26 protein-coding genes are annotated in these 26,451 nt (G+C 44.2%); 18 read left to right on the forward strand and 8 right to left on the reverse strand.

Features of this window, described 5'->3' with window-relative positions; translation table 11 throughout:
* Positions 1-170: 170 nt before the first annotated feature.
* Positions 171-698: a hypothetical protein gene (locus tag KFE98_14900; GenBank protein ID UTW61293.1), complete on the reverse strand. Its 528-nt coding sequence runs from the start codon at positions 696-698 to the stop codon at positions 171-173.
* A 173-nt stretch (positions 699-871) separates the two neighbouring features.
* Positions 872-2,665 carry an ABC transporter ATP-binding protein gene (locus KFE98_14905; GenBank protein UTW61294.1) on the reverse strand — a complete coding sequence of 598 codons (1,794 nt, stop codon included), beginning with the start codon at positions 2,663-2,665 and terminating at the stop codon, positions 872-874.
* 150 nt (positions 2,666-2,815) lie between these two features.
* On the opposite strand from KFE98_14905, the gene KFE98_14910 reads away from it, so the two are divergent.
* The 5 genes from KFE98_14910 (at position 2,816) to KFE98_14930 (ending at position 6,516) form a co-directional block, all read left to right on the forward strand.
* Entirely contained in the window at positions 2,816-3,904 is a 1,089-nt protein-coding gene (locus tag KFE98_14910; GenBank protein ID UTW61295.1) for a Glu/Leu/Phe/Val dehydrogenase, read from the forward strand.
* A 76-nt stretch (positions 3,905-3,980) separates the two neighbouring features.
* Positions 3,981-4,931, forward strand: a complete 951-nt coding sequence (nusB, locus tag KFE98_14915; GenBank protein UTW61296.1) for a transcription antitermination factor NusB — start codon at positions 3,981-3,983, stop codon at positions 4,929-4,931.
* Positions 4,932-4,934: 3 nt separating this feature from the next.
* Positions 4,935-5,585, forward strand: coding sequence for a uracil phosphoribosyltransferase (gene upp, locus KFE98_14920; GenBank protein UTW61297.1), 651 nt, complete (start codon positions 4,935-4,937; stop codon positions 5,583-5,585).
* Between the two features lie 6 nt (positions 5,586-5,591).
* Positions 5,592-6,161: a 1-acyl-sn-glycerol-3-phosphate acyltransferase gene (locus tag KFE98_14925; GenBank protein UTW61298.1), complete on the forward strand. Its 570-nt coding sequence runs from the start codon at positions 5,592-5,594 to the stop codon at positions 6,159-6,161.
* Between the two features lie 34 nt (positions 6,162-6,195).
* Complete coding sequence (locus tag KFE98_14930; protein ID UTW61299.1) at positions 6,196-6,516, forward strand: hypothetical protein; 321 nt, start codon at positions 6,196-6,198, stop codon at positions 6,514-6,516.
* A gap of 317 nt (positions 6,517-6,833) precedes the next feature.
* Here KFE98_14930 and KFE98_14935 read toward each other — a convergent pair whose 3' ends face one another.
* The gene (locus KFE98_14935) at positions 6,834-7,178 is read right to left on the reverse strand and encodes a winged helix-turn-helix transcriptional regulator (GenBank protein UTW61300.1); all 345 of its coding nucleotides are present in this window, start codon (positions 7,176-7,178) and stop codon (positions 6,834-6,836) included.
* 247 nt (positions 7,179-7,425) lie between these two features.
* On the opposite strand from KFE98_14935, the gene KFE98_14940 reads away from it, so the two are divergent.
* The 10 genes from KFE98_14940 to KFE98_14985 all read left to right on the forward strand — a co-directional run bounded on the left by KFE98_14940 (position 7,426) and on the right by KFE98_14985 (position 13,857).
* Positions 7,426-7,824 carry a nuclear transport factor 2 family protein gene (locus tag KFE98_14940; protein ID UTW61301.1) on the forward strand — a complete coding sequence of 133 codons (399 nt, stop codon included), beginning with the start codon at positions 7,426-7,428 and terminating at the stop codon, positions 7,822-7,824.
* A 70-nt stretch (positions 7,825-7,894) separates the two neighbouring features.
* The gene (locus KFE98_14945; GenBank protein UTW61302.1) at positions 7,895-8,419 is read left to right on the forward strand and encodes a hypothetical protein; all 525 of its coding nucleotides are present in this window, start codon (positions 7,895-7,897) and stop codon (positions 8,417-8,419) included.
* A gap of 40 nt (positions 8,420-8,459) precedes the next feature.
* Positions 8,460-8,759 carry a DUF1905 domain-containing protein gene (locus tag KFE98_14950; protein UTW61303.1) on the forward strand — a complete coding sequence of 100 codons (300 nt, stop codon included), beginning with the start codon at positions 8,460-8,462 and terminating at the stop codon, positions 8,757-8,759.
* Positions 8,760-8,880: 121 nt separating this feature from the next.
* Positions 8,881-9,441, forward strand: coding sequence for a hypothetical protein (locus KFE98_14955; protein ID UTW61304.1), 561 nt, complete (start codon positions 8,881-8,883; stop codon positions 9,439-9,441).
* Positions 9,442-9,448: 7 nt separating this feature from the next.
* Positions 9,449-9,973 carry a DUF4269 domain-containing protein gene (locus KFE98_14960; protein UTW61305.1) on the forward strand — a complete coding sequence of 175 codons (525 nt, stop codon included), beginning with the start codon at positions 9,449-9,451 and terminating at the stop codon, positions 9,971-9,973.
* Positions 9,974-10,154: 181 nt separating this feature from the next.
* A complete protein-coding gene (locus KFE98_14965; GenBank protein UTW64722.1) occupies positions 10,155-10,850 on the forward strand; it encodes a helix-turn-helix transcriptional regulator in 696 nt (231 codons plus the stop codon).
* Between the two features lie 74 nt (positions 10,851-10,924).
* Positions 10,925-11,299, forward strand: a complete 375-nt coding sequence (locus KFE98_14970; GenBank protein ID UTW64723.1) for a VOC family protein — start codon at positions 10,925-10,927, stop codon at positions 11,297-11,299.
* A 132-nt stretch (positions 11,300-11,431) separates the two neighbouring features.
* On the forward strand, positions 11,432-11,917 hold the full coding sequence (locus KFE98_14975) for a GNAT family N-acetyltransferase (protein ID UTW61306.1): 486 nt from the start codon (positions 11,432-11,434) through the stop codon (positions 11,915-11,917).
* Positions 11,918-11,977: 60 nt separating this feature from the next.
* Entirely contained in the window at positions 11,978-12,565 is a 588-nt protein-coding gene (locus KFE98_14980; protein ID UTW61307.1) for a hypothetical protein, read from the forward strand.
* 65 nt (positions 12,566-12,630) lie between these two features.
* On the forward strand, positions 12,631-13,857 hold the full coding sequence (locus KFE98_14985; GenBank protein ID UTW61308.1) for a hypothetical protein: 1,227 nt from the start codon (positions 12,631-12,633) through the stop codon (positions 13,855-13,857).
* Here the strand turns inward: KFE98_14985 and KFE98_14990 are convergent.
* The gene (locus tag KFE98_14990) at positions 13,854-15,665 is read right to left on the reverse strand and encodes a hypothetical protein (protein UTW61309.1); all 1,812 of its coding nucleotides are present in this window, start codon (positions 15,663-15,665) and stop codon (positions 13,854-13,856) included. The genes KFE98_14985 and KFE98_14990 overlap by 4 nt on opposite strands.
* A 40-nt stretch (positions 15,666-15,705) precedes the next feature.
* Positions 15,706-16,884 carry a thioredoxin family protein gene (locus KFE98_14995; GenBank protein ID UTW61310.1) on the reverse strand — a complete coding sequence of 393 codons (1,179 nt, stop codon included), beginning with the start codon at positions 16,882-16,884 and terminating at the stop codon, positions 15,706-15,708.
* Positions 16,885-17,015: 131 nt separating this feature from the next.
* On the opposite strand from KFE98_14995, the gene KFE98_15000 reads away from it, so the two are divergent.
* The 3 genes from KFE98_15000 to KFE98_15010 all read left to right on the forward strand — a co-directional run bounded on the left by KFE98_15000 (position 17,016) and on the right by KFE98_15010 (position 19,197).
* Positions 17,016-18,032: a leucine-rich repeat domain-containing protein gene (locus tag KFE98_15000; protein UTW61311.1), complete on the forward strand. Its 1,017-nt coding sequence runs from the start codon at positions 17,016-17,018 to the stop codon at positions 18,030-18,032.
* A gap of 89 nt (positions 18,033-18,121) precedes the next feature.
* The gene (locus KFE98_15005) at positions 18,122-18,775 is read left to right on the forward strand and encodes a leucine-rich repeat domain-containing protein (protein UTW61312.1); all 654 of its coding nucleotides are present in this window, start codon (positions 18,122-18,124) and stop codon (positions 18,773-18,775) included.
* A complete protein-coding gene (locus KFE98_15010; GenBank protein ID UTW61313.1) occupies positions 18,772-19,197 on the forward strand; it encodes a leucine-rich repeat domain-containing protein in 426 nt (141 codons plus the stop codon). Before KFE98_15005 ends, KFE98_15010 begins: the two co-directional genes overlap by 4 nt.
* Positions 19,198-19,261: 64 nt before the next feature.
* Here the strand turns inward: KFE98_15010 and KFE98_15015 are convergent, their stop codons facing one another.
* From KFE98_15015 to KFE98_15025, 3 genes are all read right to left on the reverse strand, one after another.
* Complete coding sequence (locus tag KFE98_15015; protein UTW61314.1) at positions 19,262-19,771, reverse strand: T9SS type A sorting domain-containing protein; 510 nt, start codon at positions 19,769-19,771, stop codon at positions 19,262-19,264.
* Positions 19,761-21,761, reverse strand: coding sequence for a tail fiber domain-containing protein (locus KFE98_15020; GenBank protein ID UTW61315.1), 2,001 nt, complete (start codon positions 21,759-21,761; stop codon positions 19,761-19,763). Before KFE98_15020 ends, KFE98_15015 begins: the two co-directional genes overlap by 11 nt.
* Positions 21,762-22,093: 332 nt before the next feature.
* A complete protein-coding gene (locus KFE98_15025) occupies positions 22,094-26,296 on the reverse strand; it encodes a choice-of-anchor I family protein (GenBank protein ID UTW61316.1) in 4,203 nt (1,400 codons plus the stop codon).
* Positions 26,297-26,451: the final 155 nt, after the last annotated feature.

Below are 26,451 nucleotides of genomic sequence, written 5' to 3' on the forward strand. Positions count from 1 at the left end.
TACAAGAGAAATACAGTTCAGTTTAAACCTAAATTAACCATTTCAATCAAACAACTCCCCAACCTCACCTTTCAATTTTTCAACCTCTTGAATATCAGTTAAAATTGGTTCGAGAGTAGTCTTGTCCTCCGTGATGAAAAATCAATATCCATTAAGCGATGAATTAGAGATTATACCTGTTTTGGACTATCAAAGAAAAGCGGTGAAACCTGGCCAGGATAGCGATCCTTAATTTTTTCTAAGGTCGTTTTCAGTTCGGCCAACTCGATAGGTAGCGCTGTTCGAACTACGGTTTCTCCTTGCTGAAATTCCATTCGACCCAAATGCTCGTATCCGCCTTCCTCTTGAAAAATGTCAATAACCAATCCCGAAACCGGGATCTCTTTTTTGCCATCCTTAAAATACCGATAATCAGCCAGGTAATGGATGTGATCATCATGGAAGGTAAGGACCTCTTTACCAAAGGAATTCCACAGAAAGAGTCGGAGCATGAAGAAGGCCAGCCATCCGAAAAAGGCAAAACCTATGACCACGCCAATATGAAAACCCTTGGCGCTGGAAACAAGAAATCCCAGGACAGAAAAGGGAATGATCGCACAACAAACAGCTACAACGATTAAAAAAATACGAATTCCAAGGGGCGTCTTTTTATGGTGTATAACAATCTGATTCTCCCCAATTTCGGCTCTGGCTTCCATGTGTCGGTTATTTATTGGTGAGACTAAGGTATAAAACAGAGGGGAGTTACGAGACTGGAGAATCGAGTGGCATGTCACAAGCCTAATCCATTGAAAATTACCTGCGGTGATCGCTCTTAGAACTCAAACCCATGGCTATAGGGATTGATGCTGAAAATTGACCCTGAAAATTGTCAAACCTTCTCTTGCCCTTCCAAAAGCTGCTTCTGGTACAGATCAGCATAAAACCCTTCTTCCTTCATCAAGGAATCATGATCTCCTGATTGAACGATACGGCCTTCATCAAGCACGATAACCCGATCGCATTGGGAAGCGGCACTTACTCGGTGCGTGATAATAAGGGCGGTTTTTCCCTTCATCACTTTTTTCAGGTTGCTCAGAATCTTTTTTTCGGTTTCAGTATCTACGGCAGAGAGGCAGTCGTCGAAAATGAGAATAGAAGGTTGAGCAATCAAAGCACGTGCAATGGAAATACGCTGTTTTTGTCCACCCGATAGGGTAATACCTCGCTCTCCAACCTCGGTCTCGTACTGCTCAGGAAAGCCCATGATGTTGTCATGAACCAAAGCTTGTTTGGCTGCCCACTCCACGCGATCTTTTGGAACCTGTCCTTTAGGATCTCCAAAGGAGATGTTGTTTCCAATGGTCTCTGAAAACAGGAAGACATCTTGAGGCACAGCTCCAATAGAATGGCGCAAATCGGTAAGGTGATGATCTTTTACAGGACGGTCGTCAATCCGAATTTCTCCTTGCTCCACATCATATAATCGATTGATGAGTCCAGCCAAGGTGGATTTTCCAGAACCCGTGCGACCCATCACGGCCAAGGATTCACCTGGATTTAATTCAAAGGAAACCTCTTTCAGCGCCTCAATTCCTGAATCCTTGTAGGTGAAAGCTACATTGTCAAAGGTGATTTTTCCTTGGATGTCGCTTCGCGTTTCACTGTGGTTTTGGATATCAGGCTCTACGCTTAAGAATTCATTGATGCGTTGCTGAGAGGCAGCAGCACGTTGAACAAGGGAGGTAACCCAGCCTAAAGAAGCCACTGGCCAGGTGAGCATGTTTACATAGATGACAAACTCGGCGATGTTTCCCATGGTAATCTCCCCGGCAATAGCCAATCGACCGCCGATGAAAATGGTGAGAATGGTACTTAGACCAATTAGCAAAATCATCATGGGGAGGAAGATGGCGTTCACCTTCACCAGGCTCAGAGTCTTGTCTTTGTAATCCTCAAGTTCTTTTTCGAAAAATTCGCTTTTGTGATTCTGTTGGTTGTAGGCCTTGATTACCCGAATACCGGAAAAGGATTCCTGTACAAAGGTGGATAGCACGCTCAACTGGGCCTGCACCCGTTCACTCTTTTTATTGATCAGGTGGCTAACGTAGTAGATGCTGATCGACAATAGAGGAAGCGGAGTGAGTACATAGAGGGTAAGCAAAGGATTTACCCGAAGCATAGTCGTAATCACCAAGGTGAAGAGCACAATCAAGTTGATCGTGTACATTATGGCTGGCCCAAAGTACATCCGTACACGACTCACATCTTCACTAATCCGGTTCATCAAATCCCCGGTGTTGTTTTGCTTGTAGAAGGAAAGACTGAGCTTTTCGTAGTGGGCGAAAATTTCGTTTTTTAGGTCGTATTCAATCAACCGAGACATCACAATGATCGTCATTCGGGTAAGGAAGAGGAAGAATCCTTTGAGTAGAGCCAAGGCCAAAACCAGAGCCGCGAAATAGATCAAAATTCCCGTCAGCGACTGAAAATAATCGCCTTGGAGCGAGCTTCCATCAAACCAGGAGTAGGTTTTCACGGCTTCCAATACCGTATCAAATGCCGTACGAATAACCTGAACTGGATAAATGGCAAAGCCATTGGAAATCACCACAAAGAGAACGCCCAAGGCCAGCCTCCAGCGGTATTTCCAAAAGTATTTATTGAGTGCAAATAGTGCTTTCATTTCCCTCGATCAACCCCTCGCAAAAAGGACGTTTTTTTCCCTACATTTGCCGCGCCTTTTGGCGGAGAAGGATAGTCCTTAAACAGGTGTCAAAACCGCTGCAAAGGTAGTTACGAATCAAAGCATAAATTGTATTTAAACTGATAAGAAATGGAAAATCTTTCCGTAGAATGCAACGTCTTGGAGCTAATGGCCCAGAACGAGCACGAGCAGGTTGTTTTTTGCCAGGATAAAAATTCCGGGTTAAAAGCCATTATCGCGATTCATGATACCACCCTTGGTCCCGCTTTGGGAGGTACCCGTATGTGGCAGTATGACAACGAAGCTCAGGCTTTGAATGACGTATTGCGTTTGTCCCGTGGAATGTCTTACAAGGCTTCCATCAGCGGCTTGAACCTCGGTGGAGGTAAGGCGGTGATTATCGGAGACAGCCGGACTCAAAAGAACGAAGCTTTGATGCGTCGTTTCGGAAAATTTGTTGACAGCCTAAGTGGAAAATACATCACTGCAGAAGATGTAGGAATGTCTCCACGCGATATGGAATACATCCACGATGAAACGGATCACGTAGTTGGTTTGCCATCTGCTTTGGGTGGTGGTGGAGACCCCTCTCCAGTTACTGCTTACGGTGTATACATGGGTATGAAAGCATCTGCTCAGTACGTTTACGGAACAGATAGTCTGGAAGGAAAGAAAGTAGTTGTTCAAGGTGCAGGTCACGTAGGTGAACACTTGATTGGTTACCTGACCAATGAAGGCGCTAAGGTGGCTGTTTCTGATATTTTCGAAGACAAGATCAAATACATCACTGATAAATACAGTGGAGTAGAAGTGGTAGCAGCTGACGCCATCTACGGCGAGCAAATGGACATCTACGCTCCATGTGCTTTGGGTGCTACGGTTAACAACGAAACCTTGGATCAGTTGACTTGTAAGATCATTGCAGGTGCGGCTAACAACCAGTTGCAAAACGAACAAATTCACGGACGTATGGTGATGGAAAAAGGAATGGTTTACGCTCCTGACTTCCTGATCAATGCAGGTGGATTGATCAACTGCTACTCCGAGTTGGAAGGGTATAACCGGGAAAGAGCTTTCTCGAAAACAGAAAGCATTTTCGATACTACTTTGCAAATTCTTAAAGTATCAGAAGAAAAGAATATTCCTACTTATCAAGCTGCTAATGAGCTTGCTGAGAAGAGAATTGCGGCTATTGGTAACATTAACCGCACCTTATAAAATAAAGAGTTTTAGGTGAATCCCTGGTCGCATTTCCGGCCGGGGATTACCTTTGCCTCAAACTACGTTCTTATCCATGCTCAACAGAAGATTTTTCAGAATTAAGGTATTGCAGTCCCTATACGCCTGGTTTCAGTCAGAAGATAATGATTTGGTTCCGGTAGAAAAGGAGTTGTTTAAAAGCGTCAACAAAGTCGAGGAATTATACCTACTGATGTTGTTGCTGGTGGTGGACGTGATGGATTCTGCCCGGAATCTGATCGAAACGAAAAAAGAGAAAATCCTGGCTACCCAGGAAGATCTGAATCCCAATCTTCATTTTGTAGAAAACAAAGCCTTCCGTTTGTTGGAAGATAACGTAGCCTTCAAAAGAGCCATTGATACCCGGAAATTGTCCTGGGGTATTCACTCCGATAACGTAAGAAAACTCTACCGTCAAATTGAAGCCAGCCGCTTGTACGAAGAGTACATGACCAAGGAAGAAGACACCTTTAAAAACGACCGTGCCTTTTTGGTGAAAGTGTATGAGCGATTCTTTGTGGACAATGAAATTTTTGAGCAACTGGTAGAAGAGCAAAGCATTTTTTGGCCAGTTGATCTGGAGTTGGTTCACCTGAACATTATTAAAACACTTCAACGGCTAAAAGCAAGCCAGGATGTAAACTCCAAAGTATTGTTGGATCTCTACCGCGATCAGGAAGACGATACCAAATTTGTGAAAAACCTCCTGAGAAAAACCTTGAGCAGCAATGAAGAGTATTCCGAATTGATCGCTTCTCAAACCCGTAACTGGGAAGTAGATCGTTTGGCCAAGCTCGACATTATCCTCATGAAAATGGCTTTATGTGAAATTGATCACATGCCTACCATTCCGGTAAAAGTCACACTTAACGAATATATCGATCTGTCTAAGTATTTTAGTACGCCTAAAAGCAAAGGTTTCATCAACGGTGTACTTGACAAGATCGTAAACAGCTGGAAAGCTGAGGGACGAATCGTTAAGCAGGGCCGTGGATTGGTAGAATAGATCATGAACACAGTCATCTTTAACCGAAGTCATTCGGTACTCAATGTATTTCTCTCGGAACTTCGAGATACGTCCATTCAACAAGATCCCATGCGTTTTCGGAAAAACATCGAACGCATTGCTGAAGTAATTGGATACGAAATTTCAAAAACCTTTTCCTACGAACCTCAGTCGGTAACGACGCCATTGGGTACGGCTGAGGAACTCTTACCCCAATCACAACCCGTTATTGCCAGTATTCTCCGTGCAGGACTCTCCATGCACAGTGGACTGCTCAATTACTTCGATCGGGCGGAGAACGCCTTCGTATCGGCCTATAGAATTGAGAAGGATAACGGAGATCTCGACTTTCATGTCGAATACAATGCCAGTCCAAGTTTGGATGGCAAAACTTTGATTCTGGCCGACCCCATGTTGGCCACCGGATCTTCCATGTGCCTGGCCTACGATGCCTTGCTCAGACATGGAACTCCAGCCCAGGTTCATTTAGCTTCCGTCATTGGTGCTCCCGAAGGAGTAGAAAAAGTACGTGCTTATTTCCCAGAAAATACCCAACTTTGGATAGGTGCAGTGGATGAAAAACTGAATGACAAAAGCTACATCGTTCCGGGACTCGGTGATGCAGGAGATCTGAGCTACGGAATCAAAGAGTAATTCCGAATGAAAACCCTATTTTACCGGTTGGTGCTCAAGTTTGGCGGTTGGACCGTCGTTAACCACAACCACGAAACTGTGGAGCAAGCGGTTATCATTGGTGCTCCCCATACCAGTAATTGGGACTTTGTATATGCCTTGCCCGGACTCAACGAATTGCAAATAACCGGCTATCGCTACCTGATAAAAAAGGAATTCTTTTTCTGGCCTTTTAGTTGGTTGTTTAATTCTACTGGAGGTATTCCCGTAGACCGAAGCAAAAAAAACGACTTGACTGAAAACCTCAAGGCGATGTTGGCCAGTGGCGAATTGAAATACCTGCTGTTTCCACCAGAAGGGACCCGAAGCAGGGTAGAGCGTTGGAAAACCGGATTTTACTACACCGCTATTGATACCGGACTACCCATCATCCTTGGTTATATGAACTACAAGGACCGTCAAATGGGCTTAGGGAAGGCATTTTATCCTACTGGAGACCTAAAAAAGGACCTGGCTGAGATTGAGAAGTTTTACGAGAACATTCCCGGCAAGAATCCTAAGAATTATAATCCTCAGATTTTTCTTCGCGAAGAATAATTGAATAAAACCACAATAGAAATCAACACAAAATATGGGCATTTTTAGTGCATTGGGAAAGAAGAAACAACCCGAATTCAAGTTTACCGATTCTGAGACCAAAGCCTGCTTTACCTGCGATCATGTGGTTTCTGGAGAGCGGTCGATTGTATACGTTGCCCACGATGCCGATGGTGATTGGCACTTTATGTGCGACGGAGATGACCACACCGAAGAAAATGCCAAAATCATTTCCTTAAAACAGGCCGTAGAACTCGATCCTTCCGTCAACGATCTTTATGAAATGCCAATTGGTGTTGGAGCGGTTCGCAAATCCCCAGGGGAGAGATGGGAGCCGTTTCGGTTGACGGAGTAATAATTTAAGAAACCAGAATTCGAGACTAACTAACCTAATTGCCTATGGGCGATGTATTTATCTACCTGATAATCCTAACCGTACTTCTACGAAATGGCTTATTTATTTGGAAGAGGTTTAAAATGGAAAATCGGGGTTATAAATACCCCTTTTTTAGATCTTGGCCTATGGTGCGTGCCGATTTCAAAGCGAGAATAGAGGTTGATTCTAAGCTAAAGCGTGAGTACGAGCTCGCTGTTAAAGTTATTATCGGAATAGGTGTCAGCCTGGGAGGGTTGATTATATATTTTGGGCTGTAAACCTATTTATTAGAATGATCACTTCGCCGTTGAAAGTGATTCTGCATAAAACTTTCCCCAATCAGAAATGCTGTCGATGACCGGGCTTAGGCTTTTTCCCACTTCCGTGAGTGAATATTCTACCTTGGGTGGAACGGTGGCATAGGCCTTTCGGCTGATGATCTTTTTTTCTTCCAAATACTTCAATTCTTTGACCAACATACGAATCGAAATATCCGGAATGGCACGTTCCAATTCCTTAAAACGCAATGTTCCCTTATCCAGGAGAACGTACAAAATGGCAAACTTCCATTTCCCTTCCAGGGTGTTCATGGCCAGGTGAAAAGGACAGTTTAAATATTCTTCCAAAGTTTTTTCTCTCATAACCTATTGATTTCCATCAATGCTCACATTTATGTTATTACTTACCATAGATGTAACTACTTGCAAAAAGTATAGCATTGACTATAGTTTTGTCGCTCATAAATCGTTTTAAACCAGATAAATGAGACTACAAAAACACATAAAATTTTTAATAATCACACTATTTTTTGGATCCATTCTTACCGGGTGCAATTCATCCTCGACCCAGGAACCAAAAGAAAATTCCGATAACCTAAAAACTTACAAAATGGAACTAAGCGAAAACAAAAAGCTGGTTAATGAATTTGTTGAAGCTATGAGAACTTCAAACGTGGAAAAACTGGCTACGATGATCACGGACGATTTTAGTTGGTGGATCATTGGAAAACCAGAATACCTGGCTACGGGTGGAGAGCACGACAAAGAGTACTTCCTCGGTTTCTTTAAAGGGGACGAGTTGTTTCCCGAAGGAGCCGACTTCAAAACCACTTCCATGATTTCAGAAGGAAACGTTGTAGCAGCCGAAGCCGAGTTTAAAGCACTTACCGCCATGGGAACCCAATACGAGAACTACTACCACTTCCTATTCATCATTGAAGACGGCAAAATCAAACGAATGAAAGAGTACATGGATACTTATCACGCCAAGGTGACATTTGGATTGTAGATCTAAATCAAATTGGATATAGAATTCTTCATCTGTTGTTATTTTTGGTTGCCTATAAGAGCTAACCGATATGATCCTTGGATTTGAAAATTTAAGCCAGCAAACCACAGAATTGAATGAATTCAAACTTAAATGGAGATTTACCGAAGAGGAATTTGATGTTTTACCTGCGGTACATCTCGATCAGCTCCAACCGCTAAACTCGAATGGAGCGCAATTTCTATGGGATTATATTTCTCATTCCGGATTGCATAAAAACACCCCTTTTGACAAGGATTTCTTTTCGGTAGTAGACAAAGCCAAGATTCGGGAGGGGAAAGAAAAAGAAATCAAGAAATGGTTGTACCAACGAGGAATACCTTTTGAAAAGAGGGTGTTCCTTTCTTGGCAACCAGATTGCGGGATGATCGTACCCTGGAAAATCCTGATCAAATATTTCGATAGCTTTTACTACGGAGGTTCTGATGATCTAACAATTATCGACGAAAGCCTCAATTGGGCCTTGCTATTTTATCACGAGGATGAAATCTACTTTGGAACCAACAAGAAGTTTGAACCAAGTGATTCGTTTGAGGATGTTAATTTTCTTTGGTGAGTTTCCTGTACTTAAATAAACCGTCAAGAACTTAATCTAAATGCAAGCCAAAATAACCTATCAATTTTCTAATCCCTTGTGGAAATCCGGAATGGAAGGAGCCTGGCATTTCGTCTCCATTCCCATGGATATATCGAAAGAAATTCGTGAACACTTGCAATGGCAGGAAGAAGGTTGGGGTAGAATGAAAGCCACCGTAAGGATAGGAGAAACCGAGTGGAATACTTCCATCTGGTTTGATTCCAAAGCAGGCTGCTACATATTACCTATTAAATCTGCAGTGCGTAAAAAGCTATCTATTCAGGTTGGAGATACGCTGGAGGTCACTTTGTTGATTTAGGAGGATGATTGATTTTACAAAAAGAATGGGTAGTATTGGGCTTAGGTCTATCCACTAATTTGGGTTCAAGGCAATAGGAATGGATTTTGGCCGTCACTTAACCGTAATTAGTTCAATTCCCATGAAACCACTCATCTTACTACTCTTACTATTAGGATTAGGCGATGTCGCTTTCGCCCAGGAAGACACCGTCTTCATCCGTCAAAACCGGGATTGGACGGCAGACACCTTGGTCTATGAAACGGATACCTTGATCTTTCCATCGGGAATGGCCCGTCATATTTTATCTGGGACCACGGTATTACCATCCACGCACGGACAAATTCATGCTAAGGGCTATGGACTTTACCTCAAAGAGGTTTCAAGATCGGCATGCAAAAGCCATGGAGAGGAAGTGTATTGGAGCAAGGACAAGATTAACTCAGTGCAGCGAACGGATACGAGTATCACGGTGGACCTGACCATTTACGACAACTGTTGCTACGATTTTCTTTGCGATATTGAAATTGATGAAGAGCGCGGTGGCTTGATTCTCGCTTATCAAGGATATGGCTCTCACTGCGCCTGTGATTGTTGTTTTGGCTTAACCTTTCATATTGGGGATTGGAATATTCCGGATTTAAAGGAGATAAAAGGAGTGATGATCAAAGGGGAAGAAAAGTCATTCAGAAAATTGGAATAACACCGAGATGTTAGACTTTACCCATTTAGACTACCTTAAAACCGGAAACGAACGTCAGCGGAGAGCGTATCGATGTTTATCCGATCTGAATATTCTTGAAAACCTAAAAGACTACGATCCACTTTTGACAGGCACCATACCCATTGAAATTGACCTTCCCGAAAGTGATTTGGATATCATTTGTTACTGCCATAATTCGAATGAATTTGAAGCCAAATTGAATACCCTGTATTCGGAGTATCCCAATTACCGGATTCATACCAGTACCTGGAATAATCTTCCGTCAACGGTTGCAAAATTCAGCACACCGGATTTTGATATTGAAATCTTCGGTCAGGATTGTCCAACGGAAAAGCAGAATGCCTATCGGCACATGCTTAAGGAGTATGAAATACTTAAAGCCAGGGGAGAGCTGTTCAAGGCTGAAGTCATCCGATTAAAAAGAGAAGGCATGAAAACGGAGCCCGCCTTTGCTCATTTGCTGGGCTTGGACGGCAATCCTTATGAAGAACTACTAAAAGTTGAGGTGTGATTGGAAGCCTATATTGAAAATCCGATTTTTGTCTCTTCAAATCAATTGAAATAGTCAAGCGGTGCAAGCAAGAATCATAGAACCCAGCGAAGTATTGAAGGACTTTGTTAAGTGCTATTGGATTTTGGAGGGCTCGAAGGACCAAACACCTCAAAAAAACACGATTGTTCCGGATGGAACGATGAAATTGATTTTTCACTACGGCGATTTGTACCGACACCATCCCCAAATCGGGTCGTCTTTTTTATTGCCGAGGTGCTTTTTAATCGGTCAGCTTACCGGACCTTATGTAGTAGAACCAACCGGGACTACGGGCATTTTTATGGTCCGTTTTCACCCCAATGGATTTTTACCTTTTACTACGATTCCCATTCACGAGATGGAGAACACGGCGGTTCCTCTTGAAAATTTGTTTGGTGAAAAGGGAAGGGAAATGGGGATCCAGATTATAGAGGCAGCTAACCAACAGGAGCGTATCGAGAGAATCGAAGCATTTTTGCTTGGCCGATTATCGGAGGTCAAGACTCAGGATCGTATTGTGAATTCCACTCTTGATATTTTGGCAACGGCCAACGGTCAGCTATCTATCAATGATCTTTCAGAACAAGCCAATCAAAGTCGAAGGGTGCTGGCTCGTAAGTATTCTACCTCGGTTGGATTAAGTCCCAAGCAATTGTCCAAAATCATCCGTCTGCAATCCAGTTTAAAATCCTTGCTTAAAACCCAAAATTCCAAACTTACCCGGGTTGCCCATGAACATGAATACTTCGATCAAGCTCATTTTATCAAGGACTTCAAAGAGTTTACAGGCTTGACCCCGAAGGAGTTTTATGGGGATCATTTTAAGATGTCGTTGATCTTCGAAAGCGGAGATTAACGCGGTCCCATTTTTACAATTTTAGGGAGTGAGGGATCGGCAATTTTGCCTTCAAACATCAAAAAATGAGTACTATGAAAAGTGTAAATCCGGTTTGTTGGTTCGATATCTATGTAGCCGATTTAGAAAGAGCCAAGAAGTTTTATGAATCAGTGTTTGACTTAAAAATGATGGACCTCCCTCCAGAATGGGGCAAGCAATCGACTTTTCCATTTGAAAATGAGGGAAGCAATGCTACGGGAGCTTTGGTGGAGAAAGAGGGCTATACAGCCAGCGAGAATAACACGGTCGTTTATTTTTCATCAGAAGATTGTACTACGGAAGAGGCTCGAGTGAAGGATTCAGGAGGGCAAATCATTCGACCCAAAATGGCCATTGGTGAGTTTGGCTTCATCTCCATTCTGTTGGATACGGAAGGCAATACCATTGGACTTCATTCGAGAAAATAGCAAGTACATCATGTGCTAATGCCTAAAGGCGGTCCAATAATATTCTTGGGCCGCTTTCTCCTTTCTTTTGGAATTGTCCATTTATATTGCGGGATCAAAATTGGGAGGCATTAAGCCACTATCAGATTGAAAATGGACATTCAAATAACACCCATATCTGACAAGGACTACGATCCAATAATCAACGGATTAAACGATTGGTGGGGCGGTCGAAACATGACCGATATGCTACCCAGATTGTTCTTTAAACACTTTACAGGAACGAGCCTTATTGCCAGAAGCGAGGAGCTGATTGCCGGTTTTATTATTGGATTCATCTCTCAGGATAATCCAGAATTGGCTTACGTTCATTTTATTGGCGTTAATCCAGATTTTCGTGAGCAGAAATTGGGAAAAAGACTCTATGATTCTTTTTTCAAGAAAGTGGCCAAACAAGGTATTCAGGAAGTAGAGTGCGTAACTTCCATTGATAACAAGGCCTCGATTCAATTTCATCGTAAAATGGGTTTTAGAATAGTACCTGGTTCCAGCGAAAAAAAGGGGATTTCCTATACCCAGGATTACGATGGACCGGAAGAGCACAGAGTTGTGTTTCGTTATCACCTGGAGAACTATTAATTTCAAGGATTCAAACACCGCAAAGGATTGATCTCGATAATATCATATTGTTGTAGTTCCATGCTGCTTTTATTGGGGCTAAACCTCTGTGTAAAAGCTCAGCAGCCGGAAGCTTCACCTTTGTTGGAATTGGAGACCAAAGCCATAACTCAACAGGATTTTGAACAGTACAAAAACACCTTTGATTCTTACCAACCACCGATTCTGGACTCAAATGGAATTATCAAGGCTCTAAATGCTTATTTGGTGACGAATTGCGACGAAATCTGTGAATCTCATTTGCTTGATCAAGATGGAAAAGTTTGCTTACTTCCCTCGGACTACGACTCCGGAATTTTGGGCCTCCTTTTTTCGCCCGATGCAAAACAGATGATCGTCTATTCATCGTATGATGGGCCTGAATATTCCAATTTTTACGAAAATCGATCTGAAATTTTGATCTACGAGGTGGATACTACCCAAGGGCTTAAGGGCATTCAATATGCCGGAAGTTATACTACTCCGGATTGGTCGTTGGAAGACTTGACTTGGGTAAATTCAGAGACTTTGGCTCTGATGGTTTATCGAGGTTCCAAAACCACCCAGGGAGTGGATGGAGGATACGAGTATTTGTCTGCTAAAATGATGTTTATCAGTCCTGCTAAATAGAAGCAAGAATGTATCTAATTGACTGAATCGTTGTAGCCAAGCTCTTTTCTTCCTAAATTCAAGCCATGCTTCTTCGAATTCTATTTGGATTAATCCTCATTACCTGTCCTTTCCTAGTTAGTGCCCAATACAGCTGGGAGCAGAAAACCGATTTTCCCGGGGGAGTGCGCATCAATTCGATTGCCTTTTCCATTGGAGATCGCGGTTATGTAGGAGGCGGTGGAATAATAACGGCTGTTACCGCCTTTGACGACTTGTGGGAATACAACCCGTGGACTGACACCTGGTTGAAAAGGGCGGACTTTCCAGGTACTCCTCGAACCCAGGCGGTTTCCTTTTCAATGGGAGGCAAGGGCTACGTGGGTATGGGCTTTGACCCGGTAAACAATTACATCAAAGATTTTTGGGAATACGATCCCGATACCGATCAGTGGACACAATTGGCTGATTTTCCCGGATTACCTCGCGACTATGCCGTTGCTTTTTCCATCGGAGACTATGCCTATGTGGGATTAGGAACACGATTCAATGTTGGCCAACTTGATTTTTACCGTTACGATCCATCTACCGATCAATGGAGTGTTAGAGATAGTTTTCCAGGATCGGCCAGGACCAACCCGGTTGCCTTTGCCCTTGGTGATAAGGGATATGTGACTTTGGGGGCAGAAACCAATCCACCCAATTGGCCCAATGATTTGTGGGAATACGACCCTTCCACAGACTCCTGGACTCGAAAATTGGCAACCATTGGTGGTACCCGAAATCAAAGTTTAGGTTTTAGTGTAAAGCACCTGGGATTGGTCGGATTTGGCAATAGTTCCACAGGATTGAGAAAAGACTTTTGGATCTATGATCCTACTCAGGACGACTGGTCGATTGTTACCTCCAATATTCCAGCGGATGTTCGCAATGCAGCCATCGGGATGACGATAGGCAATCGAGTATTCGTAGGCTTGGGAAATAATGGAACTACTGACCTCAAGGATTTTTGGGAGTTAAAAGGCGTTGTACCTGAAAACCTGGAGGCTGAGGAGATTACCAGAACTCAATCTGATATTCAATTTTACCCCAATCCCATGACTACCGAAATCCGATTTGTTTGGAACCGGGAAGAGACTGGAACCCTGGTCTGGTATCAGTCTTCCGGAGAGATTGTGGCCGAGTATTCTGTTCACCAAACCTCCCAAGTAGTTGTTTCTCGAAATGGAATGGCTGCCGGTATTTACCGGGTTCAATGGCATTCAGAATCCGGAAGGGTAGAAGACCTGGGTAACGTCCTCCTTTTGGATTAAGGTTGAACAGTTCCGTACCGGCTTTTGATGGCTGAGTAGGAATAATCCGCTGGATCATAACCTACTTGTCGAGTCATACTCTGGTGGATCACTTTCATATCTGCAGCTGACTTACGCATACTATTGGTCATCGAATCCCTCGACCCATATTCAGAAATTTTGAATCGCTCGTAGTCGCCGATCACTTCTTCGCAAAATATAGTCGGGTATTCCTGTTCAGCATTTTTACCCATTCGCCATCCGACCAATTCACCATCACGAATATGTTCATAGGCCCGAATATGACCTTTGGGATAATACTGAAATAGATAACCTTCTCGCTTTTTATGACTGTAGGTAACTACGGTTTTCATCCGCTGTCCCCGAGGGGAAGCTGTCAGGCTAAAGTATTGAGGATGGTGCATTTGAGATTTGGGAAACCACTCCGTCCATTTCTCATTCTTTCCCTTTGTAGTCAGGTCAATTTCAACGGATGCCAGAAGCGTGTCCCGGCGGTAGTAGCGAATGAGTTGTTTTTCATTTTGCAGGCTGTTGGTCCATTTGCCATGTCGCCTAAAGGAGCCTTGAAAACCCCATTGAGGGTAGGTCCAGATTCCATCATCCTGCTCGTGCGGATAACCAGATACAGGCACTTGGGGGAGATTTTCCAGAACCACCTGGCCTTCCCAGCCTTTATCTTCCACCTGATTTAGTTTGGCGTAGTACTTTCCATTTTTTCGGGTAATGGTAAAAAGGTCACCACTTGTATTGATAATCTGATAGAATTTTACCCCTGCTTCATCAAATTTGATCTGCAACCACAGGTAGTTGTTATGATCCCTCATTTTCCAATGTCCCACTGGTTTTCCGTGGTCATAGTACACCTCTTGCAAGTAAACGCTGTCGTATTTTAAATAGCCAAAACCATCGGGCTTTCCATGGACAAAATTCAGGTGGTAAGATTCTCTTCCTAATTGGTCAAATCGCTGCATTAGCCCATGGCGTTGCCCCTCCTTAAAAGCCAGGCGATCTGCCATTCCTCCGTCCACTCGATAACGAGTCCAGGTACCGGATTTTTTGCCGTTTTTAAATTGTCCTTCTACCCATATTTTTGGTTCTTGAGATTGGTAGGTACTGTGCCATTGCCGCCATTTGCCGTCTAAAACACCGTTTTTGCATTCCCCTTCATACCAGGGAGCCCGGAACGAGGTGGCGGTATCTCCTTTTTGAAGAGCTGGTTGGTGGCCTTCTAATTGATAGGCTTTTCCACATCGCGGGGAAACAATGTCGCGGTATATGTCAAAGTGATAGGTCGGCTGAATCCAGGCCAGTTCCTCAGGTGTAAAGCCGCTTTCATTCATCCAATTCTTATAAAAGTCAGGAGCGATTTCCGATACATAGGCGAAGTTGTTGGCAGCAACAATCTGCTTCACCGCTTCGTGCTGATTGGATTCAAGCATAAGTTGGCCCACTGCACAGGCATTGCCGTTGGAACCCACAAAGTAGGGCTGCCGAAGGTCAGGATGCTGGTCGTTATTTGGAAATTGACCTCTTTGGGCATATTGTTCCAGTTGGTCGAGTAATTGCCTTCTACGAATCTGTTGCTCCTCAGTTCGGGAAGTAGTATCCGTCCGAAGTTTGACAACCACTTGAATCAAGTGAAACTGGATCAACTCCCGTTCCGACCAGGCCCGATCCGATTCGTTTTGCAAGAGAGGATTCGGATGGTTTACCCACTGGGCATTCAGCTCGACCAGCCGATCATAAACACTTTGTGAAGACAACGAAAAGCTCGTTAAGAGGATCAGGTATGTGAGTAGGTGTTTCATTTTCAATCTCTCCCGATAACCATCGGGATCGAATCCCGTTTCAAATTTCCGAATTCAAAACCGTTTCCAGTTCTTTGCTGAAGGCCATATTTTCTCCCATTTTTTCACCTTGCCTAATGCAGGATTGAATGGTGGTAAGCGCTTTTTGTCGTTGGCCATCTTTGTAGAGCAGCCAGGCGTATGTATCCAGGTATGCGTAGGAGCTATCTATTTGAGTTAGGGAATCCATCCAGTGAAGAGCTAATTCATCAGCTCTCAAGTCATTGGAGTATTCCTGAATTTTCCAGGCATATCGGTTTAGGTCATTTCGGGATAGATTTCCCGCCTTTAGGTTTGCTTTCACCTGATTCGCGATCAGATCCCATCTTTCGGTCTCTACCCAAAATAGTTCCTTGTACTCAGGGATAAATCGGTCGGCATCTTCCGCGTTAAAGAGTTGTTCTGCTTGGGTTAAGGCTGCGGCAAACTTGTTGGAGTCCTGGCTTAGAATGGCATTCTCCAATTGTTGATGACAATGGTATTCCAAGGCATGGTATACATCGGCTTTGCCAAAGCGTTGTTCGTATGCATTTCGATCCCTAATAAGATTGGCGTAGACACTTTCTGGTCCGCCGAGGCCAAGTAAAACAGCAAATTCGGTTTCTGTTTGAAGGTTGGCATGTTCTTGCCAGTAAGCTTCCCAGTCTTTGACCTCGTATTTCTTTTCGCGGTTTAGGTGCTCGACGTAAAATTGGGGGAAGGATAGGGTATCCTTGGTGATTCCTGTTAAATACTTTTTTTGTTCATGTCCCTCCACTCCTTGGTGAAGAAACTGAAAGAACTTAGCCAGAGATTCAGGAGTCTCTTCAAACCTTCCGTATTGTTTGTTGATGATGTCGCCCTTGGCCGTCGAAACAATGTAGGTAGGGTAGGAGGTAACATGGTGTTTTAAGGCCAGGTTAAAACTGTCTTTTTTCTCGGCATCGTATTTAAAAACCAGGTAATGGGCGGCCAGGCTATCGGCAAATTCTTGGTTTTGAAGCTGGGCATCAAATACTTTGCAGGGGCCACACCAGTCGGTGTAGAAGTCCATTAAAATCAGCAAATCGTATTTCTCGGCGAGCTTTTGGGCTTCGTCCCAGTTTTGTTCCACCACTACCAGTTCTTCTGGTTTGTTGGTAGGAATACTACAGGTGATGGCTAAGGCGATTAAGAAGGATAAAACAACACTTATTCTCATGAAATTGGGATATACAATTATCATTCCCTTTTGAGTCGAATTGGAATCGGAATCGATGGACCCAAAAAGAGAGAACGGTTTAATTTTATGGAATATTGGAAAAATGGTATCCTCTTTATAAAATAAGACGCATGCAATTCAAGTTTCCACAGATCATTCGAGAGAAATATTTAGTTCTGCCGATCCTGTTTCTTTTCATCAACGTGATGGCACTTGCTCAGCAGTATACCAAGTATCCCATGGATGTGCAGCGAGTGGTCTTTACGGATTTGAACGAGGCGCTTAAGGATCCTGAAAGGGTTTTTCGGCTCAAGTTGTCCGGGCAAAAGATGGGTGAGGTACCAGAATCTCTTTTGGTTTTTAAAAACCTGCAAATGCTATGGCTGGACAGTGTTGGATTGAAAGAATTTGACTTGGAAAAAGGTACCTTCAAAAATCTTCTGTTTCTAAGTCTAATGGGAAATCAACTTACCGACCTAAAGATTCCACCGGGTTGTATGTCAGATTTAAACCAGTTGTATTTGGATGATAATCAACTCACCGAATTTCCTGATGTAGCCAATCCTTTTATCGCCATCACCACTCTTTCAATTCGCCAGAATAAGATTACTCAAATCCCGGCACCTTGTGAAGAATGGAAACACCTCCGATTTCTATACCTCGACTACAATCCCTTGAAAAATGCGAATCAGGCCTTTGCCCTCTCATCTGATTTTGAACGACTCAGTTTTTACCAAACGGGGCTTAGAACATTGAAATGCTCACAAGCTCAGCGTAAATTGGTCAAGTTGGTTATCAGCGACAACCTTATCGACTTCAAGGATTGGAATCCCGATGATTTTCCACGATTGGCTTATTTGGATGTCAGCTACCATCCCAATTTGGGCCCCGAGTTTTGGAACAAGGCTGTAGAATTGCCTCGGTTGAAATTCCTGGTGGTTGAAAGTGCCGGCATTCAAGAAATACCAAGCTCAATTGGTGCGCTAAAGGGACTTCGCGAAATATCCCTCTTGGGTAATGAAATCAATCATTTACCCCAGGAGTTTTATGCCCTGGATCTTCGCTTGATCAATTTGGAGTACAATCCCTTAGCTTCCCGAGATAAGGAACAGCTGAGTCAGGTATTCGGGAAAAATGTCTACTATTAGTAGATCAGTGAATTACGTCAGTTGGATCCGTATTTATTTCCGTAAAATGGAATGATAATTGCAACAATTTGGGTTCAATCCAAACCCGAGTGAATTCACCCTTCCCATATCCATCATCCTTCTTTCGGTTATACCCACTCAGCGAGAAATTCAACAAAAACACCCCACCGATCCTCGTTCTCGTCTTCGTTCTCGTTCTCACACAGGTGCTCCTACTCCCATCCTCTCTTCCCGCTCAAAGAAGGTTGAAGTATGCAGATCTAGTTGACAAGATCGTGGTTACGGATTTGGAGATGGCCAAGAAATACCCCAACAAGGTGAAGAAACTCGATCTCTCCGGTCAGCATTTTGCAAAGATTCCTGATGAGGTCTTCTTTTTCCGAAACCTCGAAGTGCTTCGTATGGATAGTGTGGGATTACAAGAGGTGAATTGGATCAAGGGAAAGCTGAGAAAATTGGTGCGCTTGGAGTTGAACGGAAATGAACTTACCGAATTCAAAATTCCAAAGCGACAGTTGTCCCATCTTCAGGAATTGTATCTCGATGACAATCAATTGACGACTTTTCCCCAGTTTGACAATCCTTACATGACCTTAAAGGTTTTGTCGCTTAGAAAAAACAACATTTCCCAAATCCCTTTAAACTATACAGAGCTCAAGAATTTACGGTTCCTCAATCTGGATTCCAATCCCTTGGATAGGGCTGAGGATGCCTTCTCCTTATCCCTTGGCTTCAACGAGTGAGTCTTTATGATACTGGCCTGCGTTCTCTTTATGTTTCACAAAAGCAGAACCATCTGCTTAAACTCGTTATCAGTGACAATCCGGTTCAATTTGATGATTGGGACCCTGCTATGTTTCCCAGTCTGGACTATTTGGATGTGAGCTACAATTATTACCTGGATTGGCTCTTTTGGGAGAAGTTATCTGCGCTCACTTCCTTGCGATTTTTTGTGGCCGAGGGTGCCGCGATTACTGAGATCCCCAGCTCCATTGCTGAGTTGCCCCACTTAATCGAGATTTCCCTTTTGGGCAATCGTATCCATGAACTACCGGATGAGTTTTACTTACTTCGATTGCGCCTGGTCAACTTGGAGTTTAACCCGCTTGAGAGAACACATCAAGTTCGGCTCGAAGAAGTTTTTGGCAATCGAATCTTGTATTAAAAGCATAAAAAAAGCTCCTCGCTTTACGCTGAGGAGCTTTCTGTGAGTTCATTGGGTTGCAAATCTATTGTTTGATTACCCTAAAGTCATATAAGTCTTCCGGAGCCTTGCCAACCAATTGAAGGTGGTATTGCCCAACAGCCCAATCGGATACGGGAAGTGTAAACTTTTCCTGGGGAGTCAGATTAACTGAGCGATCCAAAACCAATTTTCCACGGGCATCCACCACACGTAATTGATATTCACCCGTTAATTCACCCACGAGATGAATGGCCTCGTGGGAGGGGTTTGGATACAATTGAAGCTGGGCCAATTGTTCCTCGTTGATCCCATCCGGTCCGGATGAACTATCGTTTTTCAACTTTTGGGGTTGCTGAAAACCTTGGGTGATAATCAGGGTAGGGGTGGTTTGCATAACCACTGCCGTCTCTCCCACGGTAGAGGAGATTTCCAGATTACCTGCTTTTTGGGTGGTCCCAGCTGAGCCTATAACGGTTCTCTCCAGGGTTTGTCCCTGAACCGAAAAGGTACAAAGCAGAGCTCCCCAGGCGAGGATAAAATACTTACTTACCATGGTTGTTCATTTGAGTTTCCAATTGCTCAATACGTTGCTCCAGCTTTTCGATGTAGTCCTGCTGCTCTTGAATAGCCTTGGTCAACACAGGGATCATTCCAATGTAGTTTACGGCTTTGTATTCGAGCGTTTCCGGATTTTCATCCAAGGCTTGTACACCTACAGCGTGACGTTGAACATCCACTAATTCAGGAAAAGACTTTTCCAGGTTTTGAGCAATAAATCCAATTTGCTTTCCTTCGGGCAAGTTCATTTTACCGGCCATTCCTTCCTGGCTGTATTCGTAGGTAGCTACTTCCACATTTTCGATACGTGTCAAGGCGCTTTCGAGAGGAAGAATATTCGTTTTTAACCGTGCGTCGGAAGCAGAAGAAAGAGTTCCTGTATAGGTTACGTTTCCGTCAAAGTATCCGGCATAATTGGTTCGGGCACTATCTGCCCAGGCAAAGATCCCGTAGTTGGTTTTGGTGGTGGAGTTGTGTTTTTTGTCTGCCAAGGCAAACACACCCATGTTGAATTGTCCGTTACCGCGGCTATGAGAATAAACCCCGTAGTTACGAGTGCTGGCATCTTCACCGGCTGAAGCTCTCATACCAAAGTTGTTTTGACCCGCTGTGGTTTGAGCCAGGAAGAATCCACCTACAGCTCCACTTCCGTTGTATAGGGTAGTGGCGCTTCCGCTAACGGAACTCCGAATACCGATGTTGTTAAATGCACCACGTCCTACTTTAGTAATCCAAAGACCATGTGTAGTAGCCTGGTTACTGGTAGAGCCAGTGGAGGTCAAAATAGCGGTGGCAAAATTGGCATTTCCAGTTCCTACAATGGTGTCTTCAATTTCGAATGCACCACGGGCTGAATCAACACCAATTCCAATACGGTAGGTAGTGTGAGCGTAAGTCGTTCCAATTTCTTTCCAAACCTTGCTGCTGATCGACTCTGGTGCCCAGTTGGTACCATTCCACTGCAGTACTTCTCCGTTTGCCGGAGCGGTAGTTGCCACATTGTTACCTTGAATTTTGTTGGCGTTCCATAGCGCTGTTCCGGTATTTGCCGAGAAAGCAGTACCGGTTAAAGTAAGTCCAGTTCCAGCTGTATAGCTTCCCGTATTATCGGCGGATGGAGCCCAGGCCGAACCGTTCCACTTCAATACTTGACCGTTGCTTGGAGAAGTATTCGCCAAGTTGTTTCCTTGCAATTGACTGGCGTTCCAAAGTGCGGTACCCGTATTGGCGGAAAAAGTAGTTCCCGAAAGAGTAAGACCTGTACCAGCCGCATAAGATCCTCCCGTGTTATCAGCAGATGGAGACCAGGAGGAACCGTTCCATTTTAGCACCTGCCCGTTGGCCGGAGTAGAGTTGGCTACGCTGTTGCCTTGCAATTGATTGGCATTCCACATGGAGTTACTGGCATCTGCCGCAATGGTATTTCCGGTGATGGTAATTCCATTACCACCTACGTAATTGGTTCCACCACCAGAGCCAGTCACCGGCTTCCAGGTAGTACCGTCCCAACCGAGCACCATTCCGTTGCTGGCACCGCTGGTGCTTACATCTGAAAGGTCGTTGATGGAGAGGGTAGGGATATTCTCAACGTCTCTGGCCATCAAGGCATAAGGGACAGCCTCGAAAGCTACGCTACCCATATTCACAAATCCGTTTCCGGCATTCAGTTCGATTTTTAGGTGGTGTTTTTTGGCACCCCATTGTAGTGCTCCAAAGTTATCGGAGGTAGATCCCTGCCCAATAACGATGGTAAATAGTCCGTAATCGCTGGTGGTTACTTGATGGGTTTCCGTGTACTCCACGTTCGAACCCGTTCCACCTGTGGCAATAACCGCTTTAACGGTGATAGATGAATTGGTAAGAAGGTTGCCAGAACCGTCTCGAGCTACGGCTTGGTAATTGATTCCCGAAGGAGTTTGAGCCAGAAGAGAAATATTCAAGCCCAAGATTAGTAAGGTGATTAATGAAGATTTAAAAATTCGCATGATTAATTTGTTGAAGGTGTTTATTCGAAATCTAAAAGTAATCGAAAAAGAGAAAGGAATTAATGGGTATAAATCAATAAAAGAAATGAACTTAATTACCTCTACAGGACTTCTCTCATTTGGTTTGGTTGACTAAAGAATTAATGTAATGATTGGGAGAAAACGGAACCTAAATGAGAATGGCGCAAGGGTATGGGATTTCAAGGATATGCGAACAATAACTCCATCAACAATTCAAGATTGAAGATTTAAATTGAATATTGAAAATTAAAAAAGGGCCACTCCGTTTTTGCAGAGCAGCCCTTTTCCTATAGGGTACTGATATTCGAGGCTTATTGAATCACCAGGCGGGAAGTTTTAACTCCCTCTGCAGTGTGTACACTAAGTAGGTAAACGTTAGCAGGAACGTTATCCAGGTTCAAAGTGTGAGTCACAGCGTTTACTTCCGAAGAAGTGATCATACGACCTTTCAAGTCAAACAACTCGATACGCTCAATGCTTCCTTCCTGAGAAGCGATGAACACCTGACCGTTAGCCGGGTTTGGGTAGATTACCAATCCGTTGTTCTCAGCGATGTTTTCATTCACCGCATCAGGCTGATTTGGATCAAATACTTCCCAGATAGAAAGGGTAGAGCTTACTTCGTTGGAAGCTACCAAAAGGTTCTTGTCGTTAGGGCTGTTGGTGTAAGGAATGAAAACCAATCCTTCTGGACCTAAGTCTCCGTCACCGGTAGCCGTGTCACGCATAATGTTTACATCCACAAAGCTGGCTTGCTGTGGATTGGTAATGTCGTAAACCATAACTCCACCGGTACGCTCCATTCCAACAAAGGCGTAAGTGTTACCGCTGATGGAAGCAAGGATTACCGCTTCTGGCTCAGGTCCTTTATCATCACTTCTGTTTTTGATGGTCAATCCGTCTTTAGAAGTGTTGAAGAATTTGGAGTACTCCGGGTGGTTAGAAATGATTTGCTCAAAGTCATCACCGCTGTCATAAACCAGGCTTCCGGTTGTTGCATTCCAGATAGAGAAAGAACGAGCACCGTAAGTATAGATTTGATCATAGTCTCCATCACCGTCGATATCGCCGTTGGCTGTAGTTACTTTGATGTCTCCATAAGCGCTGTAAATAGCTTCGGCATCTGGGAAAACCGTTTCGTCCAATTCGTAGTCGTCTGGATCCAAACGCTCTTCTTCGCTGTATCCGTCATAGTCACGGCTATCCCCTTCGTTGGCAGTTACTACATAGTCAATTCCGATTACGGAGTAGGCTGCAATAGCATCAGGCAGGTACAATCCGCGGAAAGGAGCATTGGCGATGTTGATGTCGTCTGATTTACGATCGCTATCCAAACCATTTCCAGCTGCGGTGTGGTCTTTCCAACCCAATGGATGGATATCGGTAATGCTGTTGCTGGTCAAGTCAACCACTACCAAAGCATTGTTTTCCTGACAAGCTACATAGGCCTTGCTGTTGTCTTCGGAGATAGCTACATATTCTGGTTCCATGTCCTGAGAAACAGAAGCATTTGGACCAAAAATCCGGATGCCGTTCTGGATCAACTGATCTTTTTGAGCATCGTAAGCGTTGAAGTCAAGTAGCGTAACATCAGCTTGGGTAAGGTTAGCTGCACCAGCGCTCATGTCGATGATGGCAATGCTTCCTTCCGGATCCTGATCGTAATCATCGTTAGGCTCACCTTCACAAGCGGCTACTACTTTTTTACCGTCGTGGGTAAAGGTTACCATATCCGGAAGAACACCTACAGTTACGTTACTTAGGGCTTTACCATCTACATCGTAGAAAGCTACTTTACCTGCATTCATGGTGCTCGCATCTTCGATCGCTACAGCTACGATTCCGTCATAAACAGAAAGGCTGTTAATCGCTCCCATGGAAGAGATGTCAATGGAATCTACTTTCGTGATATTCATCGGATCGCTGAAGTCAAGAATTTCAAAGCGATCTTGGCTGGCATTGGTTACGAACATACGCTTGGAAGCCTGATCGTAATCCAAAATCTCTGTACTACCTGAGGTCAAACCTTGGTAGCTTCCCATTGGACGTAGCTCAATAGTTTGAGAAGCACTTGGACCTTTGTTGTCATTGTCGCGGATGAAGAAGGCATGGTAAAGAATGTCACCTGGATCTACGATGTAGTCCTTTGATTCTTCAATTTCAAGTACGATCAACTCGTCACTTTCAGCCATGGACTCTTCGGTAACGGTCAAGGTCAGGTTTATTACACCCTTGGTTTCTGCTTTAGCGATTCCGCTGGCGGTAGTAAAAGTATAATCAGACCCAGTTGCGGTGCTGATAGCATTAACCACATTCACGTTGATGGTGCGATCGGTAGAGCTGCTGTTGTCATATTCTAATTCAATGGTTACTGCTCCTGCATCTTCCATTACGCTGGTGTAGTCACCTTCAAAAGTTACGTAGCATCCGAAAATTCCGTCAGCACGTTCAGAAAGGATTTGAATTCTTTCGTCTTCTTCTACATCGGTGTCTTCTTCTTTGTATCCTTTGGAAGAGAATTCAGAAACCAGGTATTCTGCCAAAGCGTCTTGTTCGCTACCAGCTGTAGTAAAGGTTGCGCTACCTGCTGGTAATCCGGCAGTATCCAAGTCCACACGGTTAGATCCCAAAGTAGGGAAGGGGTAACCATCACCTCCACCGGCGATAAAGTTCAAGGTCACTACCTTGATGGTACGGTTAGGGTTGCCATATACATTTCCACCTTTAACGATGGTATCGGTAACGTCGCCTTTGTCATCATAAAGAATCATACTCTGAATACGGCTTCCACCTGCCAAGCTTGGATCAAAGCTGAAGGCTACACCACCCACCTGGCAGAATTGCCCGGGAGTTGCACCGGGAGCCCAGGCCGACACACCGTGTTCCAAAATTTGTTTCAATCCGTTGGCGGTTACGTCCATCACAGAAAGACGGTTGTTGAAGCGAAGGGAGTTTTCAATATCCAATTGACTTACTTCTTCTTCTTTTTTACCCGACAAAGGATTCTCTTGAGGAGGAAGATATTCGTATACTCCAGGAGCAACTTCGTTTACTTCTCCGATCGCAGCACGGATACCACCACCGTTTTTAATGGATACGGCTACTTTAGAATCAAACTGTTGAGCTTGCCATAAGTTAGCATCAGCTGAAAGGTTACCAAAGTTGGTTTCCTGGGTTCTTACGTACTCACGCTGTCCGTTTAGGAATACCTCTGTTTTACCGAAGGTGTTGCCATCTTTGGCGATTACTACTCCGGTTACTGCTTGAGTTACGGAGTCAACCAAGTTTCCTTTGGCCGTAGCGGAGGCAAATGCGGCGGAGTAGTTTCCCCATGCTTTTGCTACTTCTATAGAGTCAGCGATGTAAGGGTGACTTTCTGCACCTTTAATACTGGAAGGAACCAATTTTCCGTTGGCGTCAAATCCGGCAACCAATCGTCCTACGTAGCTATATTCTCCATCTGTACTCACAATGGCGCAATCGTCACCGTCTTTGTTTTTGGTAATGATTGGGTATCCTTTATAAGGCATGTCACCAGGATTCAAACGATCACCTGGGTTAGCCAGAATAGCGTCGGATCCACCAGCGATAATTACGTCAACACCCTTCAATTCACCAGCCAGCATTTCTTCCAATTGGATTTGCTGCATGTGGGTAACCAGGATGATTTTATTAATTCCGTGGTTGTTGGTCAAAGAATCGATCCAAGGTTGGATATGGGTAGCCATGTCTTTCATGTTGTCCATTCCAGCTCCTGGGTTCTTTACCATTACTTCTCCCGGAGAAGAGATGATTTCCAGGCGTGGAGTAGTCGCTCCGATCACTCCAATTTTTTCACCACCACGGGTGATGTAGGTAGCGGAGGCTAACTTTAGGAAAGAAGAACTTCCCGTTTGAGATTGAGCAGGACCTGACAGGAATTCCGTGTTTTCCAAAACAGAACCAGCATATAAGTTGCCCAGGTCAGCCGAACCGGTAAAATCCAGGTTAGCACTCAAGTAAGGGAACTGAGCACCTACCCAGCGGTCAGATGCAGGACCTGCGGGAGAACGAAAGTCTTCTTCAATAATTGATTCCATCATATCGGCACCTCCGTCAAATTCGTGGTTACCTACTGCTGAAGCATCAAATCCGATGGCATTCATGATGGAAATATCCGCTCTACCTGGACCTTCGCGTAGGCCATTGTATGCGGAGGTTCCGTAAATCAGGTTGTAAAGGTTGTTGAAAACACCACCATCGCGGAAAACCGAGCGATCACCGGCAGCGTTAAAGAATGGGCCAGGGATGTAGTTATCACCGGCAGAAAGAATAACCGTGTTGCTGTATTCGCCTTCCAAAGTATCTACAATGGCAGCAAAATACTTGGCCCGGTCGATGGCCTCAACACCACCTTCCAAATCGGAGGCGTGCAAAATCTGTAGGGTATAGGTTACCTGCGCCTGCATCGAAAATGCGGTTGAAAGCAGGGCAACCGATAGTATGGTTTTTAAAGGAAATAGAAATCGTTTCATTTGAACTATTGTTGTTTTGCCGCGAACTTATAGAGGTGCTGTTACCTCGATTGTGGGTTTGAATTATGGGTGTTTTACATTATTCTGTTGCTCCCGTTAATCGGCCGTTAGAGGACAGTTTCCCAGATGTGGAGTAAAGGTTAAGCGTGTAAAGA

This window comes from bacterium SCSIO 12741 (genome assembly GCA_024398055.1).
Taxonomy (GTDB): Bacteria; Bacteroidota; Bacteroidia; order Flavobacteriales_G; family Salibacteraceae; genus SCSIO-12741.

Bases quoted from the DNA above. Each gene is read 5' to 3' on its own strand.
- KFE98_14900 (UTW61293.1), bottom strand. From the start codon at position 698: ATGGAAGCCAGAGCCGAAATTGGGGAGAATCAGATTGTTATACACCAT.
- KFE98_14905 (UTW61294.1), bottom strand. From the start codon at position 2,665: ATGAAAGCACTATTTGCACTCAATAAATACTTTTGGAAATACCGCTGG.
- KFE98_14910 (UTW61295.1), top strand. From the start codon at position 2,816: ATGGAAAATCTTTCCGTAGAATGCAACGTCTTGGAGCTAATGGCCCAG.
- nusB (UTW61296.1), top strand. From the start codon at position 3,981: ATGCTCAACAGAAGATTTTTCAGAATTAAGGTATTGCAGTCCCTATAC.
- upp (UTW61297.1), top strand. From the start codon at position 4,935: ATGAACACAGTCATCTTTAACCGAAGTCATTCGGTACTCAATGTATTT.
- KFE98_14925 (UTW61298.1), top strand. From the start codon at position 5,592: ATGAAAACCCTATTTTACCGGTTGGTGCTCAAGTTTGGCGGTTGGACC.
- KFE98_14930 (UTW61299.1), top strand. From the start codon at position 6,196: ATGGGCATTTTTAGTGCATTGGGAAAGAAGAAACAACCCGAATTCAAG.
- KFE98_14935 (UTW61300.1), bottom strand. From the start codon at position 7,178: ATGAGAGAAAAAACTTTGGAAGAATATTTAAACTGTCCTTTTCACCTG.
- KFE98_14940 (UTW61301.1), top strand. From the start codon at position 7,426: ATGGAACTAAGCGAAAACAAAAAGCTGGTTAATGAATTTGTTGAAGCT.
- KFE98_14945 (UTW61302.1), top strand. From the start codon at position 7,895: ATGATCCTTGGATTTGAAAATTTAAGCCAGCAAACCACAGAATTGAAT.
- KFE98_14950 (UTW61303.1), top strand. From the start codon at position 8,460: ATGCAAGCCAAAATAACCTATCAATTTTCTAATCCCTTGTGGAAATCC.
- KFE98_14955 (UTW61304.1), top strand. From the start codon at position 8,881: ATGAAACCACTCATCTTACTACTCTTACTATTAGGATTAGGCGATGTC.
- KFE98_14960 (UTW61305.1), top strand. From the start codon at position 9,449: ATGTTAGACTTTACCCATTTAGACTACCTTAAAACCGGAAACGAACGT.
- KFE98_14965 (UTW64722.1), top strand. From the start codon at position 10,155: ATGAAATTGATTTTTCACTACGGCGATTTGTACCGACACCATCCCCAA.
- KFE98_14970 (UTW64723.1), top strand. From the start codon at position 10,925: ATGAAAAGTGTAAATCCGGTTTGTTGGTTCGATATCTATGTAGCCGAT.
- KFE98_14975 (UTW61306.1), top strand. From the start codon at position 11,432: ATGGACATTCAAATAACACCCATATCTGACAAGGACTACGATCCAATA.
- KFE98_14980 (UTW61307.1), top strand. From the start codon at position 11,978: ATGCTGCTTTTATTGGGGCTAAACCTCTGTGTAAAAGCTCAGCAGCCG.
- KFE98_14985 (UTW61308.1), top strand. From the start codon at position 12,631: ATGCTTCTTCGAATTCTATTTGGATTAATCCTCATTACCTGTCCTTTC.
- KFE98_14990 (UTW61309.1), bottom strand. From the start codon at position 15,665: ATGAAACACCTACTCACATACCTGATCCTCTTAACGAGCTTTTCGTTG.
- KFE98_14995 (UTW61310.1), bottom strand. From the start codon at position 16,884: ATGAGAATAAGTGTTGTTTTATCCTTCTTAATCGCCTTAGCCATCACC.
- KFE98_15000 (UTW61311.1), top strand. From the start codon at position 17,016: ATGCAATTCAAGTTTCCACAGATCATTCGAGAGAAATATTTAGTTCTG.
- KFE98_15015 (UTW61314.1), bottom strand. From the start codon at position 19,771: ATGGTAAGTAAGTATTTTATCCTCGCCTGGGGAGCTCTGCTTTGTACC.
- KFE98_15020 (UTW61315.1), bottom strand. From the start codon at position 21,761: ATGCGAATTTTTAAATCTTCATTAATCACCTTACTAATCTTGGGCTTG.
- KFE98_15025 (UTW61316.1), bottom strand. From the start codon at position 26,296: ATGAAACGATTTCTATTTCCTTTAAAAACCATACTATCGGTTGCCCTG.